The sequence below is a fragment of the Streptomyces zinciresistens K42 genome, assembly GCF_000225525.1.
Classification (GTDB): domain Bacteria; phylum Actinomycetota; class Actinomycetes; order Streptomycetales; family Streptomycetaceae; genus Streptomyces; species Streptomyces zinciresistens.
Map to the genome: position 1 here is coordinate 1 of NZ_AGBF01000038.1, position 15660 is coordinate 15660.

At 73.7% G+C, this 15660-nt stretch carries 14 protein-coding genes and 1 tRNA gene; 6 read left to right on the forward strand and 9 right to left on the reverse strand.

All coding sequences use genetic code 11. The features are described from left to right. Positions 1-87: 87 nt before the first annotated feature. Complete coding sequence (locus tag SZN_RS14340; RefSeq protein WP_043730608.1) at positions 88-603, reverse strand: NUDIX hydrolase; 516 nt, start codon at positions 601-603, stop codon at positions 88-90. Positions 604-654: 51 nt separating this feature from the next. Then, a complete protein-coding gene (locus SZN_RS14345; RefSeq protein WP_007495555.1) occupies positions 655-1554 on the reverse strand; it encodes a DMT family transporter in 900 nt (299 codons plus the stop codon). Positions 1555-2090: 536 nt separating this feature from the next. Here SZN_RS14345 and SZN_RS14350 point away from each other — a divergent pair. Both SZN_RS14350 and SZN_RS14355 read left to right on the forward strand, forming a co-directional pair. Then, positions 2091-2831 carry a molybdopterin-dependent oxidoreductase gene (locus SZN_RS14350; RefSeq protein ID WP_007495556.1) on the forward strand — a complete coding sequence of 247 codons (741 nt, stop codon included), beginning with the start codon at positions 2091-2093 and terminating at the stop codon, positions 2829-2831. Beyond that, positions 2815-3441, forward strand: coding sequence for a cytochrome b/b6 domain-containing protein (locus tag SZN_RS14355; RefSeq protein WP_007495557.1), 627 nt, complete (start codon positions 2815-2817; stop codon positions 3439-3441). The genes SZN_RS14350 and SZN_RS14355 overlap by 17 nt, the downstream gene beginning before the upstream one ends. Before the next feature lie 31 nt (positions 3442-3472). Here SZN_RS14355 and SZN_RS14360 read toward each other — a convergent pair whose 3' ends face one another. The 3 genes from SZN_RS14360 to SZN_RS14370 form a co-directional block, all read right to left on the reverse strand. Continuing rightward, a complete protein-coding gene (locus tag SZN_RS14360) occupies positions 3473-3703 on the reverse strand; it encodes a hypothetical protein (protein WP_139063550.1) in 231 nt (76 codons plus the stop codon). 46 nt (positions 3704-3749) lie between these two features. Further along, a complete protein-coding gene (locus SZN_RS14365; protein ID WP_007495559.1) occupies positions 3750-5147 on the reverse strand; it encodes a GntP family permease in 1398 nt (465 codons plus the stop codon). Between the two features lie 88 nt (positions 5148-5235). Further along, on the reverse strand, positions 5236-5754 hold the full coding sequence (locus tag SZN_RS14370; protein ID WP_007495561.1) for a gluconokinase: 519 nt from the start codon (positions 5752-5754) through the stop codon (positions 5236-5238). A 137-nt stretch (positions 5755-5891) separates the two neighbouring features. Here SZN_RS14370 and SZN_RS14375 point away from each other — a divergent pair, with 137 nt between their 5' ends. Continuing rightward, the gene (locus SZN_RS14375) at positions 5892-6593 is read left to right on the forward strand and encodes a FadR/GntR family transcriptional regulator (protein ID WP_007495563.1); all 702 of its coding nucleotides are present in this window, start codon (positions 5892-5894) and stop codon (positions 6591-6593) included. Positions 6594-6595: 2 nt separating this feature from the next. On the opposite strand, the gene SZN_RS14380 is transcribed toward SZN_RS14375, so the two are convergent. From SZN_RS14380 to SZN_RS14395, 4 genes are all read right to left on the reverse strand, one after another. Next, complete coding sequence (locus tag SZN_RS14380) at positions 6596-6973, reverse strand: YchJ family protein (protein ID WP_007495565.1); 378 nt, start codon at positions 6971-6973, stop codon at positions 6596-6598. Further along, positions 6970-8328, reverse strand: coding sequence for a M1 family metallopeptidase (locus tag SZN_RS14385; protein WP_043730616.1), 1359 nt, complete (start codon positions 8326-8328; stop codon positions 6970-6972). Before SZN_RS14385 ends, SZN_RS14380 begins: the two co-directional genes overlap by 4 nt. A 77-nt stretch (positions 8329-8405) precedes the next feature. Next, complete coding sequence (locus SZN_RS14390) at positions 8406-12275, reverse strand: Pls/PosA family non-ribosomal peptide synthetase (protein WP_007495569.1); 3870 nt, start codon at positions 12273-12275, stop codon at positions 8406-8408. A gap of 271 nt (positions 12276-12546) precedes the next feature. Further along, positions 12547-12634, reverse strand: a tRNA-Leu gene (locus SZN_RS14395). Positions 12635-12822: 188 nt separating this feature from the next. On the opposite strand from SZN_RS14395, the gene SZN_RS14400 reads away from it, so the two are divergent. The 3 genes from SZN_RS14400 to SZN_RS41935 all read left to right on the forward strand — a co-directional run bounded on the left by SZN_RS14400 (position 12823) and on the right by SZN_RS41935 (position 15583). Beyond that, the gene (locus SZN_RS14400) at positions 12823-14148 is read left to right on the forward strand and encodes a M20/M25/M40 family metallo-hydrolase (RefSeq protein ID WP_007495570.1); all 1326 of its coding nucleotides are present in this window, start codon (positions 12823-12825) and stop codon (positions 14146-14148) included. Positions 14149-14315: 167 nt separating this feature from the next. Then, positions 14316-14549 (forward strand): chaplin ChpH, encoded by a 234-nt coding sequence (gene chpH, locus SZN_RS14405; RefSeq protein ID WP_007495571.1) that lies wholly within the window; start codon positions 14316-14318, stop codon positions 14547-14549. A gap of 167 nt (positions 14550-14716) precedes the next feature. After that, positions 14717-15583, forward strand: a complete 867-nt coding sequence (locus SZN_RS41935; protein WP_007495572.1) for a chaplin — start codon at positions 14717-14719, stop codon at positions 15581-15583. Positions 15584-15660 lie beyond the last annotated feature (77 nt).

Here is a 15660-nt window from a genome sequence, read left to right on the forward strand (position 1 = left end):
CGCCGGCCGCGGCAGCTGCGGCGGCGGCTGTCGCTGCGACTGGTACACCCCGCGCGCGGGCTGCCGGCCGGGGGCGCGCGGGACGGGTCAGCCGCCCGCCCGGTGGGCCCGCAGCCGCTCGTGCGCGGCCAGCCCGTCCGGTACCCACTCCCACTCCGTGAGCCGCCGCGCCACCTCGGCGTCGGTCAGGAAGGCGTGCCAGGCGACCTCCTCGGCCTGCGGGCGCACCGGCAGCGGGCAGCGCACCTCGTACACGGCCGACCACCAGCTCTGCCCGGCGCCGCCGTCGTAGAGGAACGTGAACAGGTGCGTCGGCCGCGGCAGCCCGCTCACCCCCAGCTCCTCCTCGGCCTCCCGCAGCGCGGCGTCGTCGTAGGACTCGCCCGCGCCGACCACACCGCCGACGAACAGGTCGTGGCGGGAGGGGAAGACCAGCTTGCCGGCGGTGCGGCGGTGCACGAAGAGGCGGCCCAGCTCGTCGCGGACCTCGACGAAGACGCAGCGGTGGCGCAGTCCCCGGGCGTAGGCCGCGCCGCGGGGGGATCGGCCCACGACCCGGTCCTGTTCGTCGACGATGTCGATCATCTCGTCAGCAGCGCTCATGTGGCCATCCAAGCAGCCGTCCCCGGGCGCGGGCGGACCCCGTCGGGGAGGTCAGCCGGCCCGCACGGGCACCGGCACCGCGCGGGGGGCGCGCACCGCCCCGCTGGGCATCGCCTGGTGCGTGCCGAGCATGATGATGCCGACCACGATCCCGGCGAGCCCCGCCGCTTCCCAGGCCAGCGCCCCGGCGTCGGTGCGCAGGCGGTCGCCGAGGAAGCCCACGCCGCACAGGATGCCGGCCAGCGGCTGGGCCGCGGTCAGCGCGGGCAGGGACATCCGCAGGGACGCCGTCTCGAAGGCGCTCTGGACCAGGATCAGGCCGGTGAGGCCCAGCGCGACCACCGCGTACGGCTGCCAGCCGGTCAGGACCGCCATGATGCCGCCGTCGCTGAAGCGCTGCCCGGTCATCCGGGTCAGGGCGTCCTGGACGCCGTACAGGAGGCCGGCGGCCGTCGCCAGCAGCGCGGGGCCCGCGCGCAGCCGCGAGCGCTTGGCGTACCCGGTCAGGAGCAGGGCCGTGCCGACCATGGCGCCGATGATCAGCCACTGCATGAAGGGGTCGCTGTTCGCCGTGCCGCCCCGAGGCTGTCCGGCGACGATGAACGCCGTCACACCGCCCGCGAGGAGCGCGAGACCCGCCCAGCCCTGGCGGCCCAGCGGCTGCTTGGTCTGGCGGCGGGAGAGCATGAGCGCGAACAGCAGGTTCGTCGCCAGCAGGGGCTCCACCAGCGAGATCTCGCCCTGGCCGAGCGCCATCGCGCCGAGGGCCATGCCGACCACCATCAGGCCGATGCCGCCGAGCCAGCGCGGCACCTTCATCAGGTCGAGCAGCAGCCGGGGCGAGAGATAGTCGTTGAGCGGTGCGCGCCGGGCGGCGTCCTGCTGGAGCACGAAGCCGAAGCCCAGAGCGCAGGCGGCGCCGATGGCGAGTATCAGGATCTGGAGCGACACGCTGCGTACCTCGATCATCCTGCCGGGGAAGGGGACGGGGGGGGGACGGGGTGCGTGGAGGCCGACTGGAGCGGCCCTGGGCCCGGCATGCGCGTCCCACCATCCTGCGCCGCCGCGACGCGAAGCACCATGACGTACGCCACACACTTTCGACAAATCCGACATCACGGGCGCCTCGATTGTCACAACCGCCCCCTCGGTCACGCAAGTTGACGGGTGTAACGCATCGGTGGCCCTTTGATCTGAACCCTGGGTGGGGATTCACTGCGAGTGATCGCCCGATGACAGGCGATGACATGCCGACCCTGCCGACCCTGCCGGCCTGCGGGGATGTCCCTCCTCGCCGCCGACGTGGCCCAGGGCCCGCCGCTGCGCTCGCGCGCCCCGCGGGTCCACACCGCACCGGGCCCGGCAACGGGGCGTTCCAGCTGGAGAAGGCCGCGGAGGGGACGCCGTGACGGCCCCGCGCGCCGCGAAATCCGACGAGAACCCGCGTTCCCCGGCCTCCGGGGGGCCGCGGGTGTTCGAATGAGGGGGTGAACCCCGAACAGCCCGAGGACGAGCAGGGCGAGGGCAAGGGCACACCGATCGGCCGCCGGGTCCTCCTCGGCACCCTCGGTCTGGGCGCCCTCGGCGTGCTCGCCGCACCGGCCCTCCAGCGCGGCACCGAGTCCTTCCTCGCGGGCGCCTCCGACAAGGACCCCACCGGCCTCACCGACCTGCTGCCCAACGGCGGCGGCTTCCGCTACTACTCGGTGACCTCCTCCGTACCCCGCAAGGACGCCGCCGACTACCGCCTGAAGGTGGACGGACTCGTCGCACGCCCCGGCACCTACACCCTCCCCGACCTGCGCGCCCTGCCGCAGACCCGGCTCGTGCGCGACGTCCAGTGCGTCACCGGCTGGCGGGTGCCCGGCACGCCCTTCGAGGGAGTGCGGCTGTCCCGGCTGCTGGACGCCGCCGGTGTGCGCGAGGGCGCCGGCGCGGTCCGCTTCACCTGCTTCGACGGCGCCTACTCCGAGAGCCTCACCCTGCGCCAGGCACGCCGCGCGGACGTCCTGGTCGCCCTGCGGATGCAGGACAAGGACGTCAGCCACGCCCACGGCGGCCCCGTCCGCCTCTACGTCGCCCCCATGTACTTCTACAAGTCCGCCAAGTGGCTCTCCGGCATCACCGTCACCGAGGACGTGCGGCCCGGCTACTGGGAGCGGCGGGGCTACGACGTGGACGCCTGGGTCGGCCGCTCGAACGGACGCGGCGATGCCCCCACGAGCTGACACCCCCGAGCGGACCGAGGCCCGCGTCCACCGCTTCGGCCCCGCCGCCCGCGCCGTGCACCGCGCCACGGCCCTCCTGATGGGCCTGTGCGTGGCGACCGCGGCCTTCCTCTACGTCCCCCAGCTCGCCGAACTCGTCGGCCGCCGCGCCCTGGTCGTCCGGATCCACGAGTGGTCCGGCCTCGCCCTGCCGGTGCCCGTGCTGGTGGGCGCCGCCGCCCGCGCGTTCCGCGCCGAACTGGGCTTCCTGAACCGCTTCGGCCCCCACGACCGGGTCTGGCTGCGCGCCGTCCTGCGCCGCGACAGACGGCCCGCGTCCCGCCCGGCCGGGAAGTTCAACGCCGGCCAGAAGCTCTACGCGGCCTGGATCGCGGGCGCGACCCTCGTGATGCTCGGCACCGGCCTGCTCATGTGGTTCACCCGGCTCACGCCCCTCCAGTGGCGCACCAGCGCCACCTTCGTCCACGACTGGCTGGCGCTGACCATCGGCGTCGTCCTCGCCGGGCACATCGGCATGGCCCTGGGCGATCCGGAGGCCCGCCGGGGGATGCGCACCGGCCGGGTCGGCCGCGCCTGGGCCGAGCGCGAGCACCCCCTGTGGCGGCCCTGACGGCGCGCACCGCCCGGCGGCCCGGCGCCGGTCAGCCGCCGAAGTCCAGCAGCACCTCGCACGACCGGCCGCGGTCCGTCGCTGGCTCGAACGCCGGCGCGGCCTCCGGCACCGCGTGCGGCGCGGCCTCCGGCACCGCGTGCGGCTCGGCCTCCGGCACCGCGTGCGGCGCGGCCTCCGGCACCGCGTGCGGCGCGGCCGACAGGGGCTCGGCGAGCACCGCCCGCCGTACGCGGGCTTCCGGCCGGCACGGCGAAAGCACGCACCGGACGCCGCTCCTTGACGGACGAACCCTGCCCGCCACAGCCCTAGATGACCAGGGAGAGCAGCAGGACCAGGGCGCCCGCGACGACCGAGATGATCGTCTCCATCACGGACCAGGTTTTGAGCGTCTGCCCGACGCTGAGCCCGAAGTACTCCTTGACCAGCCAGAATCCGGCGTCGTTGACATGGCTGAAGAACAGCGAGCCGGCGCCGATGGCGAGGACGAGCAGGGCCGCGTGGGTGGTCGACATGTCGGCCGCGAGGGGGGCGACCAGACCGGCCGCCGAGACCGTGGCGACCGTCGCCGAGCCGGTCGCGAGCCGGATCGCCACCGCGATCAGCCACGCCAGCAGCAGCGCCGGGATCGACCAGTCCTTGGAGAGGTCCAGGACCATCCGGCCCACCCCGGTGTCGATCAGCGTCTGCTTGAAGCCGCCGCCCGCGCCCACGATCAGCAGGATGCCCGCGATGGGGGCGAGGCCCTTCTCCACGAGCGGCGTCAGGCGCTCCCTGCCGAACCCGGCGGGCCGCAGCAGCGTGAAGATGCCGAGGAGCACCGCGGCCAGCAGCGCGATCATCGGGGAGCCGACGACGTCGAACACGCGCTGCACGGTGTTCCCGGGATCGTCGACGACGATGTCGACGAGCGCCTTGGACAGCATCAGCACGACGGGCAGCAGGATCGTCGCCAGCGTCGGACCGAAGCCGGGACGCGTCTTCAGGTCCTCGGAGACCCGCTGGGGGATCATCCGCTCGGGGACGGGGACGTCGACCCAGCGGGCGGCGAACTTCGAGAACACCGGACCGGCGATGACCACCGTCGGGACGGCGACGAGCACACCGAGCGCCAGGGTGACACCGAGGTCGGCGCCGACCGCGTCGATCGCCACCAGCGGGCCGGGGTGCGGCGGGACCAGGCCGTGCATCACGGACAGGCCGGCCAGGGCCGGTATGCCGATGCGCATCAGGGAGTAGTTGCCGCGCTTGGCGACCATCAGCACGACCGGGATCAGCAGGACGACGCCGACCTCGAAGAACAGCGGCAGACCGATCACCGAGGCGATCAGCACCATCGCCCACGGCATCGACCGGCCGCCCGCCCTGGCGAGGATCGTGTCGACGATCTGGTCGGCGCCGCCGGAGTCGGCGAGCATCTTGCCGAGGATCGCGCCGAGCGCGATCAGCACGCCGACGCCGGCGACCGTGGTGCCGAGTCCGGCGGTGAAGCTGAGGATGGCCTTGTCCAGCGGGGCTCCGGCGATCGCTCCCAGCACCAGCGACCCGAGGGTCAGGGCCAGGAAGGCGTGGAGCTTGAACCGGGTGATGAGCAGCACGATGACGGCGATGCCCACCAGGACGGCGATGCCCAGCTGAGCATTGCCGGCCGAGGTGATGGGCTCGGCGGTGTCCGCTGCCAGCATCTCGGCGCTGAGTCTGGTCACGGGGGTTCCCTTGCAGGTACGGAGGCGGGGAAAAGGAGGGCGGCGAAAGGAGGGCGGGGGTGGGAGGCGGGCTTGAGGGCGAGCGGGGCTACACGGTCGGCCCGGAGAGCGCCGTCAGGGCCTCGGCGGCCCGCCCGGCGATCTCCTCGGGGCCGCCCGACACGTCCACGACGACTCCCGCCTCGTCCGCCCCGAGCGGCTGGAGCGTGGCGAACTGGGAGTCGAGCAGCGCGGTCGGCATGAAGTGCCCCTGCCGGTGCGACATCCGGTCCTCGACGACCGCGCGGTCCCCCGCGAGGTGCACGAACACGACGTCCGGCGCGGCGGCCCGCAGCCGGTCGCGGTACGCGCGCTTGAGCGCGGAGCAGCTGACGACCCCGCCGAGCCCGGCCCGGCCGTGCGCCCAGGCGCCGATGGCGTCCAGCCACGGCCACCTGTCGTCGTCGTCGAGCGGGACGCCGGCCGTCATCTTGGCGATGTTCGCCGACGCGTGGAAGTCGTCGCCCTCGGCGTAGGGCACACCGAGCCGGGTGGCGAGCAGGGCACCGATGGTGGTCTTCCCGGTGCCCGCGACGCCCATGACCACGACGACCTGGGGGGTCCTCATCGCTGCCTCACCGTCCGCTGTCCTCGTCGACACGTGATGTCGAGCCACACTGAAGCCCATGAGGTACGACGAATTCAAGAGGCTGTGATGAATAAGTCTGACTTTTTGAACCGTGACCCAGCCCGTACGCTGAGTGCATGAGCACAACGGGCCGGGGGCTGCACGGCCGAGTCCTGGAAACCCTCGGCCCCGCGATCACCGCGGGGGAGTACCCGCCGGGCAGCGTCCTGCGCACCGACGAACTGGCCCAGCGCTTCGACGTGTCCCGCTCCGTCATGCGCGAGGCGGTGCGGGTCCTCGAGTCCATGCACCTGGTGGAGTCCCGCCGCCGCGTCGGCGTGACCGTCCGCCCCGAGGCCGAGTGGAACGTCTACGACCCCCAGGTCATCCGCTGGCGGCTGGCCGGCGCCGACCGCCCCCGGCAACTGCGCTCGCTGACGGTCCTGCGCTCCGCGGTCGAGCCCGTCGCGGCCGGCCTCGCCGCCAAGTACGCCACCGCCGAGCAGTGCGCCGAACTCACCCGCTGCGCCCTCGGCATGGTCGCGCACTCACGCGGCCACCAGCTGGAGGGCTACCTCGTCCACGACATCGCCTTCCACCGCGTCGTCCTCAACGCCTCCGGGAACGAGATGTTCGCCCGCCTCGGCGACGTCGTCGCCGAGGTCCTCGCCGGCCGCACCCACCACGAGATCATGTTCGAGGACCCCGACCCGGCCGCCGTCACCCTGCACGTCCAGGTCGCCGAGGCCGTCCGCACCGGCGACGCCGCCCGCGCCGAGCACCTGACCCGCGAGATCACGGTCGGCGCCCTCCAGGAACTCGACATCCTGGCGCCGTAGCCCTACCGGTCCGTGACGTCGCCGTCCACGTACACCCAGGCCCCGCCGGATCGCTCGAACCGGCTGCGCTCGTGCAGCGCGCCACCGCGGTAGGACGCGCGGAAGGTCACCGTGCCCGTGCTGTGGAACGCCGAGCCGTCCGCGCTCTCCAGGACCTCCAGCCCCGTCCACCGCATCCCCGGGTCCAGCTCCAGCCGCGCCGGACGCGTCCTCGGATGCCAGGTCCGCAGCAGATAGGCGGCGTCGCCCCGGACGAACGCGCTGTAGCGCGCACGCATCAGCGCCTCGGCGGTCGGCGCCGCCGCCGTACCGCGATGGAAGCGGCCGCAGCACTCGCCGTAGGCCCCGGGCAGCCCGCAGGGGCAGTCGCGCGTCGTCATGAGCGCCATTGTCCCGCGGCCGGGTCCGCGCCCGGACCGGGCAGCGGCGGCAGAACCGCACCCTGCACCCACGCCCGGACCAGCTCGTCCACCGGCTCCGCCGCGAACCGGGCCACGTGCGCGGCGAACGCGGCCGTCGTCACCGTGCCGCCCCGGTGCAACTGCGCCCACGCCCGCAGCATCCGGAAGAACGCGGCGTCACCCAGCGCGCACCGCACCGTGTGCAGCACCAGCCCGCCCCGCTCGTAGAGCCGGTCGTCGAACATCGACTTGCGCCCGGGATCAGCCAGCCGCAGATCCTGCGGCAGCGACGCCAGCAACCGGTGCGCCGACGCGGCGAGTTGACGGGCGCTCCGACCGCCCGAGCGCTCCGACCACAGCCACTCCGCGTACTTCGCGAAGCCCTCGTTCAGCCAGATGTGCCGCCAGTCGGCGATGGACACGCTGTTGCCGAACCACTGGTGCGCCAGCTCGTGGGCCACCAGCCGCTCCGAACCCCGCGACCCGTCCACGTGGTTGGCGCCGAACAGCGACAACCCCTGCGCCTCGACCGGCACATCGAGTTCCTCCTCGGTCACCACCACCGCGTACTCGTCGAACGGGTAGGGCCCGAACAGCTCCTGGAAGAAGTCCATCATCTGCGGCTGGCGCGCGAAGTCCCGCGAGAAGTCGCCCAGCAGCTGCGCCGGGATGTGCCCGTGCTGCGGCACCCCGCCCAGCCCCGGATCGCCCAGCAGCACCGTCTGGTACTTGCCGATCGACAGCCCGACCAGATAGCTGGAGGTCGGCGCGGGCTGCTCGTACACCCAGGTCGTCGTGGACGCCTTCGTCGTCCGCGTCAGCAGCCGGCCGCCCGCCACCACGGCGTACGCCGACGGCGTGGTGACCGAGATCTGGTACGACGCCTTGTCCGCCGGCCGGTCGTTGCACGGGTACCACGAGGGCGCCCCGATCGGCTGGCTCGCCACCAGCGCCCCGTCCTCCAGCTCCTCCCAGCCCAGCCCGCCCCAAGGACTGTGCACCGGACGGGGGTTGCCCGACCACTGCACCTCCACCGTGAACGCGGCACCCGCCCGCACCGGCTTGGCCGGCCGCACCCGCAGCCGCCCGCCGCGATGCGTGTAGTGCGGCTGGCGCCCGTCCACCCGCACCCGCCCGACCTTGAGATCGGCCAGGTTCAGCACGAACTCGCCCAGCGCCGCCCGGCCCGCGATCGCGTTGATCCGGGCCGTGCCCGAGAGCCGGTTCGGGCCCGGACGGTAGTCCAGCGCCAGCTCGTAGCGGTGCACCCGGTACCGCGGGTCACCGTGCTCCGGGAAGTACGGGTCCACGCCCGACGCCTGCTGAACTGCCACCGCTGTCTGTGCTCCCTGCGCCGTACCGCTGCCACTCCGTGCCGGCCCGCCCTCCTCCGGCTCCGAGCGGGCCGCGCTCAGCGGCGCCATGCCTCGATCGGATTGCCCAGCCAGCGGGTGTCGTCGGGGACGCTCTCCGCGGCCATGACGAGCGAGGCGGGACCCAGGGTCGTACGGGCCCCGACGGTGCTGCCGGGCAGGACGATCCCGCCAGGACCCAGCGTGGCGCCCTCACGGAGGACCACAGTATCCGTCCGCAAGATCCGGTCGTGGAAGAGGTGCGTCTGCAGCACACAGCCCCGGTTCACCGTCACGGCGTCCTCCAGCCGCACCAGGTCCGCCTCCGGCAGCCAGTAGCTCTCCACCCACGCGCCCCGGCCGATCCGCGCGCCCAGCCCCCGCAGCCACAGCGTCATCAGCGGCGTACCCGGCACCGAGCCCGCCAGCCACGGCACCGCCAGCACCTCCACGAAGGTGTCGGCCAGCTCGTTGCGCCACACGAACGGCGACCACAGCGGATGCTCACCCCTGCGGTGCCGCCCCACCAGCAGCCACTTCGCGACGACCGACCCGGCCCCGGCCGCGGCACCCGCCGCCAGCAGCACCGGCCCCGCCAGCAGCGGCGCCCACGCGCCCAGCGCGCACAGCGCGGCCACGGTCAGCACCGCGAGCCCCGCCGAGCACAGCACCGGCACGATCCGGCACAGCTCCACCAGCCCCCGCGCCCACAGCAGCCGGGCCGGCGGATGGTACGTCCGGCTCTGGTCGCCGCCCGCCGCGGCACGCGGCAGCCGCACCGGCGGCAGCCCCAGGTACGAGGTCCCCTTCTTCGCCTTCTTCGGCGTCGCCGACAGCACCCCGACCAGCCCGCCGTCCGGCACGCTCCGCCCCGGCGCGGTCATCCCCGAGTTCCCCAGGAACGCCCGCCGCCCGATCTCGGCCCGGCCGATCCGCATCCAGCCCCCGCCGAGCTCGTACGGCGCGGTCAGCGTGTCGTCGGCCAGGAACGCGCCCTCGCCCACCGTGGTCAGACCCGGCAGCGCCAGCACGGTCGACACCTCCGCGCCCCGCCCGACCCGCATCCCCAGCAGCCGCAGCCACACCGGTGTCACCAGCCCCGCGTACAGCGGGAACAGCGTCTCGCGCGAGCGGTCCATCAGCTGCGTGACCGTCCACGCCTGCCACCCGGTCCGGCTGTGCGTCGGATACGTCCCCTCCCGCAGCCCCACGCTCAGCACCCGCACCCCCACCACGATCAGCAGCGCGTACGCCAGCCCGAACGCCAGCGTCGCCGGCACCAGCGCCCGCGCGGCCCCGGCCAGCGCGGCCTCCGGCGTGAAGAACACCCGGCCCACGAGGAACGCGGCCAGCCCCGCCGCCACCGGCAGCGCGCCCAGCGCGAACCCCGTGACGCCGTACATCACCCGCCAGTACGTCCCCCGGCGCGGCCGCTCACCGGGCCAGTTGCGCTTCGCCCTGCCCAGCTTCACCGCGGGCGCGCCCGCCCAGCGCTGCCCGGTCGGCACCTGCCCCGTCACCGCCGAACCCGGCGCCACCTCGGCCCGCTTGCCCACCCGGGCCCCCGGGAAGAGCACACTGCGCGTCCCGACGACCGCGTGCGCCCCCACCTTCACCGCGCCGATCTCCAGCCGGTCCCCGTCCAGCCAGTACCCCGACAGATCCACCTCGGACTCCACCGCCGCCCCGCGCCCCAGCTTGAGCAGCCCGGTGACCGGCGGCAGCGAGTGCAGGTCCACGTCCTGCCCGACCTTCGCGCCCAGCGCCCGCGCGTACCGCTCCAGCCACGCCCCGGTCAGCGAGGCCGCCCCGCTGAACTCGGCCAGCCGCTCGGCCGTCCACAGCCGCAGATGCACCCGGCCCCCGCGCGGGTACCGGCCCGGCCGCACCCCCCGCAGCAGCAGCCGCGCCCCGCCCGCGGCCAGCGCGAGCCGCCCCGGCGGGCTGAACAGGACGACCGCCCCGGCCAGCACCAGCCACCACGGCGCCGTCGGCAGCCACCCGTAGGCGGGCAGCAGATTGCCGAGCGCGGCCAGCGCGAGAGTCCAGCGCAGCCCCAGCAGGCCGAACAGCGGCACGAGGAGCAGCGTCTGGGCCACCTGCGTCCGGCGCGGCACCGGCACGACCGTGCGCCGCGCCCCGTCGTCGTGCGCCGACGCCTCCAGCCGCCGGGCCAGCTTGCGCAGCACCGGCTGCTGGTAGACGTCCAGCACGGCGGCGGCCGGATAGCGCGTGCGCAGCCGGCTCGTGAGCTGCGCCGCGGCCAGGCTGCCGCCGCCGATCGCGAAGAAGTCGTCGGACGCGGCGGTCACGGGCACGCCCAGCACCTGCGTCCACTGCTCGGCGAGCCACGCCTCGGTGCCGTGGAGCCGCTGCGCCGGGCCGTCCTGCTCCAGGTCCGCCAGCGGCCAGGGCAGCGCGGCCCGGTCCACCTTGCCCGACGTACGCGTCGGCAGCTCCGCCACCGGCGCGAGCAGCGGCACCAGCGCCGCGGGCAGCGCCGCCCGCAGCCTCTCCACGGCCGCCGCCCGGTCCCAGCCCTCCTGGGTGACGACGTACCCGACGAGCAGTTCGTTGCCGCCGCGCGCCGTGCGCACCGCGGCCGCCGCCCCGGCGACCCCGGGCAGCGCCTGGAGCGCCGCGTCCACCTCGCCCAGCTCGATCCGCCGCCCGCCCAGCTTGATCTGCTCGTCGGCCCGCCCGAGGAACACCAGCCCCTCGGGCTCGGCCCGCACCAGGTCACCGCTGCGGTACGCCCGCTCCCAGCCCAGCGACGGCAGCGGCGCGTACTTCTCCGCGTCCTTCCCGGCGTCCAGGTACCGGGCCAGCCCGACCCCGCCGATCACCAGCTCCCCGCTGCCGCCCATCGGCACCGGCTCCCCGGCCCCGTCGACGACGGCCAGCTCCCAGCCGTCCAGCGGCAGCCCGATGCGCACCGGCTCCGCCCCGCTCATCAGCGCCGCGCAGGCCACCACGGTCGCCTCGGTGGGCCCGTAGGTGTTCCAGACCTCGCGGCCCTCGGTGACCAGGCGCTGCGCCAGCTCCGGCGGGCACGCCTCACCGCCGAAGATCAGCAGCCGTACGTCGTTGAGGGTCTCCGGCTCCCACAGCGCCGCCAGCGTGGGCACCGTGGACACCACGGTGATCTCCTGCTCGACCAGCCAGGGCCCCAGATCGGCACCGCTCCTGACCTGGGAGCGCGGCACCGGCACCAGGCAGGCGCCGTACCGCCAGGCCAGCCACATCTCCTCGCAGGACGCGTCGAACGCGACCGACAGCCCCGCCATCACCCGGTCCCCGGGCCCGATCGGCTCCTCGGTGAGGAACAGCGCGGCCTCGGCGTCCACGAAGGCGGCGGCGCCGCGGTGGGAGACGGCGACCCCCTTCGGCCGGCCGGTGGAGCCGGAGGTGAAGATGATCCACGCGTCGTGGTCGGCCCCGGGCCGCCCGGCGGGGCGCCCGGCCCCGCCGCCGCGCACGGCGATCTCGTGCCGGGCGCCGATCACCGCCCGTACCCCCGCCTCGCCGAACACCAGCTCGGCCCGCTCGTCGGGGTCCTCGGCGTCGACGGGGACGTAGGCGGCGCCTGCGGCGAGCACGGCGAGGATCGCCACGTACAGATCGTTGGTGCCGGAGGGGACCCGTACGCCCACCCGGTCGCCGAGCCCGACCCCCGAGGCCGCCAGCCGGCGCCGCAGCCGCTGCACCTCGACGGCCAGCTCGCGATAGGTGAGCACGGTGGTGCCGTCGTCCAGGGCGGGCTCCTGCGGGCAGGACCGCACGGACGCCTCGAAGATGTCCACGAGCGTGCGCGGCGAGGCCGCCGGACGTCCGGAGAAACGGGCCGTGTCCCCCAACCGCCGGTGGATCCCGTCGCCGAGCTCGTCGTCGAGCAGGCCGAGAGCGTCGCTCTCCTGTATGGCTGCCATCCGGTCCTCGCGTCTAGAGCCCGGATGCCTCCGGGGCGCTGGCGGGCCCGCAGGTTTGCCTGGGGTTGTCCGGGTCCAGCTCCGTAACAAGCCGGAAATTTTAGTACGACGCTAGGTTCGCCCCCCGGTGACGGCCACCCGGGGCGGCCGTCCGAGGGGCGGGAAGGCACCGGGGGAGCGGCGCTGACCTGGCGATCTTCACGGCGGACGAGACTTCGCCCACACACGGCGAAAAGGGCCCCGACCTCACGGCCGGGGCCCTTTTCCCGTCTGGTGTCCGAGGGGGGACTTGAACCCCCACGCCCGATAAAGGGCACTAGCACCTCAAGCTAGCGCGTCTGCCATTCCGCCACCCGGACCAGGTGTCTGCCGCGCGGGTCCTGCCCGCGGCGACAGGGAAACAGTACCAGGCTTTCCAGGGGCGCCCGATCACTCCTGTCGCGGCGTGAACAGGGTGTGACGTGCCGCTGCCGGTCTTGGGCGAGGCCGCGGGGAGGGGGAGGATGAGGGGGGAACCACCAGCAGCGACAGCGCGGGAGGAAGCAGCGTGAGCGAGACGGACACGGCCAGGGGCGTCACCGGCGAGGACGAGGTCGTGGACCTCTGCCGCGAGCTGATCCAGATCGACACCAGCAACTACGGCGACCACTCCGGCCCCGGTGAGCGCGCGGCCGCCGAGTACGTGGCCGCGAAGCTCGCGGAGGTCGGACTCGAACCGCGGATCTTCGAGTCGCGTCCGGGACGCGCCTCCACCGTGGCGCGGATCGAGGGGGAGGACCCGTCCCGGCCCGCGCTGCTGATCCACGGCCACACCGACGTGGTGCCGGCCAACGCCGCCGACTGGACCCACCACCCCTTCTCGGGCGAGATCGCCGACGGGTGCGTGTGGGGGCGCGGGGCCGTCGACATGAAGGACATGGACGCGATGACCCTGGCGGTCGTCCGCGACCGGCTGCGCAGCGGGCGCCGGCCGCCGCGGGACATCGTGCTCGCGTTCCTCGCGGACGAGGAGGCGGGCGGCACGTTCGGCGCCCGGTTCCTCGTCGACGAGCACCCCGACCTCTTCGAGGGCGTCACCGAGGCGATCAGCGAGGTCGGCGGGTTCTCGTTCACGGTGAACGAGCAGCGGCGGCTCTATCTGATCCAGACGGCCGAGAAGGGCATGCACTGGATGAAGCTGACCGTGGCCGGCACGGCCGGGCACGGCTCGATGATCCACCGGGACAACGCCATCACCGAGCTCTCCGAGGCCGTCGCCCGGCTGGGCCGGCACCGCTTCCCGGTGCGCGTCACCAAGACCACCCGCGCCTTCCTCGACGAACTCGGCGACGCCCTCGGCATCGCACTCGACCCGGAGGACATGGAGGGCACGCTCGCCCGGCTCGGCGGTATCGCCAAGCTCATCGGCGCCACCCTCAGCAACACGGCCAACCCCACCCAGCTGAACGCCGGCTACAAGGTCAACGTCATCCCCGGCGAGGCCACCGCGCACGTCGACGGCCGCTTCCTGCCCGGGTACGAGGAGGAGTTCCTCGCCGACGTCGACCGCATCCTCGGTCCGCACGTGCGCCGCGAGGACGTGCACGCCGACAAGGCCGTCGAGACCGGGTTCGACGGGGCGCTGGTGGCGGCGATGCAGTCCGCGCTGGTGGCCGAGGACCCGGCCGCCAGGGCGATCCCGTACATGCTCTCCGGCGGCACCGACGCCAAGTCCTTCGACGACCTGGGCATCCGGGGCTTCGGCTTCGCCCCGCTGAGGCTGCCGCCGGAGCTGGACTTCGCCGGCATGTTCCACGGCGTGGACGAGCGGGTGCCGGTGGACGGCCTGAAGTTCGGGGTCCGGGTGCTCGACCGGTTCCTCGACGCGTCCTGATACGGCACGGAACGACCCGCTGAATCGACACTTCCGAATTCGCCCAGGCGTACGGGACATGGCTGGAGAGGGTGAACGCACTCGTAGGGTCGTAGCCCTATTAATTCCTCCTCGTTACAGGTGATGCGATCAGCTACACGAGATCGCATTGCCAACAAGGAGGAACAATGATCAAGAAGGTCGTCGCCGCTGCGGCTGCCACCGGTGGACTGGTTCTCGCGAGCGCGGGCCTGGCCGTCGCCGACTCGGGTGCCCAGGGTGCCGCGCTGGGTTCCCCGGGCGTCCTGTCCGGCAACGTCGTCCAGGTGCCGGTTCACGTCCCCGTGAACGTCTGCGGCAACACGGTCTCCGTGATCGGGCTGCTGAACCCCGCCTTCGGCAACACCTGCATCAACAAGTGACGTTGTGTCTCGCCCCCTGAGCCGGGGCTGAGCCCGTCGGCCCCGGAGCGCGTGCCATGCGTTCCGGGGCCGACCGGCCTTTTCGGGGCGCCGGTCGAACGGCCGGCGTCGTCTTTTCGGAACAAGGTCGAATTTTCGGAACAAGGTCGAAGGCAGGTAAGCAGCACATGCGACAGGTCACCCGCAAGGGCCTGATGACCGTGGCCGCCGCGACGGGCGTCCTCGCCGCCGCGAGCGGTGCCGCCCACGCCACCGGTTCGGGTGCGCACGGCTCCACCTCGAACTCGCCCGGCGTGCTGTCGGGCAACACCGTGCAGGTGCCGGTGTACGCGCCGGTGAACGTCTGCGGCAACACCGTGAACGTGGTCGGGTTGCTGAACCCGGCGAGCGGCAACAGCTGCTCCAACCGCGGCGGGTCCGGCGGTGGCCCGGGGGCGCAGGCGCACGGCGGTGCCAAGAACTCGCCCGGCGTCGGCTCGGGCAACACCGTGCAGGTACCGGTCAACGTCCCGGTCAACCTGTGCGGCAACACCGTGGACATCGTCGGTATCGGCAACCCCGCCACGGGCAACTCCTGCTCCAACGGCGGCGGCAAGGGAGGAAACCCGGGGCACCCTGGGAATCCGGGGAACCCTGGCAACCCGGGGAACCCCGGCAACCCTGGTAATCCGGGGAACCCTGGCAACCCGGGTAATCCGGGTAACCCCGGGAACCCGGGTAACCCCGGCAACCCTGGCAATCCGGGGAACCCGGGTAATCCTGGCAACCCCGGCAACCCCGGCAACCCCGGCAACCCCGGCAACCCCGGCAACCCCGGCAACCCTGGTAACCCGGGCAACCCCGGTACCCCCAGCAACCCGGGCACGCCGGGTGGCAACCAGCCGGGTACCGACCTCGTCACCCAGCCGAAGGGCGGGGCGCAGCTCGCCCAGACCGGAAGCGGCCTGCCCATGGGCCTGGTCCTGCCGGCCGGCGCGGGCACGCTCATCGCGGGAGCGGTGCTCTACCGCAGGGCGCGCGCCTCTGCGTCCTAGGGCGTGTCGAAAGTCCCACCTGCCCTGCGGGCGGACGACGCTGCTTTCGAAACACGCCGTAGCGCCGCGACGACCTG

What these genes read in the sequence shown, in the direction of transcription:
- SZN_RS14340 (WP_043730608.1), bottom strand. Translation starts at nt 603, where the DNA reads ATGAGCGCTGCTGACGAGATGATCGACATCGTCGACGAACAGGACCGG.
- SZN_RS14355 (WP_007495557.1), top strand. Translation starts at nt 2,815, where the DNA reads ATGCCCCCACGAGCTGACACCCCCGAGCGGACCGAGGCCCGCGTCCAC.
- SZN_RS14370 (WP_007495561.1), bottom strand. Translation starts at nt 5,754, where the DNA reads ATGAGGACCCCCCAGGTCGTCGTGGTCATGGGCGTCGCGGGCACCGGG.
- SZN_RS14375 (WP_007495563.1), top strand. Translation starts at nt 5,892, where the DNA reads ATGAGCACAACGGGCCGGGGGCTGCACGGCCGAGTCCTGGAAACCCTC.
- SZN_RS14380 (WP_007495565.1), bottom strand. Translation starts at nt 6,973, where the DNA reads ATGACGACGCGCGACTGCCCCTGCGGGCTGCCCGGGGCCTACGGCGAG.
- SZN_RS14390 (WP_007495569.1), bottom strand. Translation starts at nt 12,275, where the DNA reads ATGGCAGCCATACAGGAGAGCGACGCTCTCGGCCTGCTCGACGACGAG.
- chpH (WP_007495571.1), top strand. Translation starts at nt 14,316, where the DNA reads ATGATCAAGAAGGTCGTCGCCGCTGCGGCTGCCACCGGTGGACTGGTT.
- SZN_RS41935 (WP_007495572.1), top strand. Translation starts at nt 14,717, where the DNA reads ATGCGACAGGTCACCCGCAAGGGCCTGATGACCGTGGCCGCCGCGACG.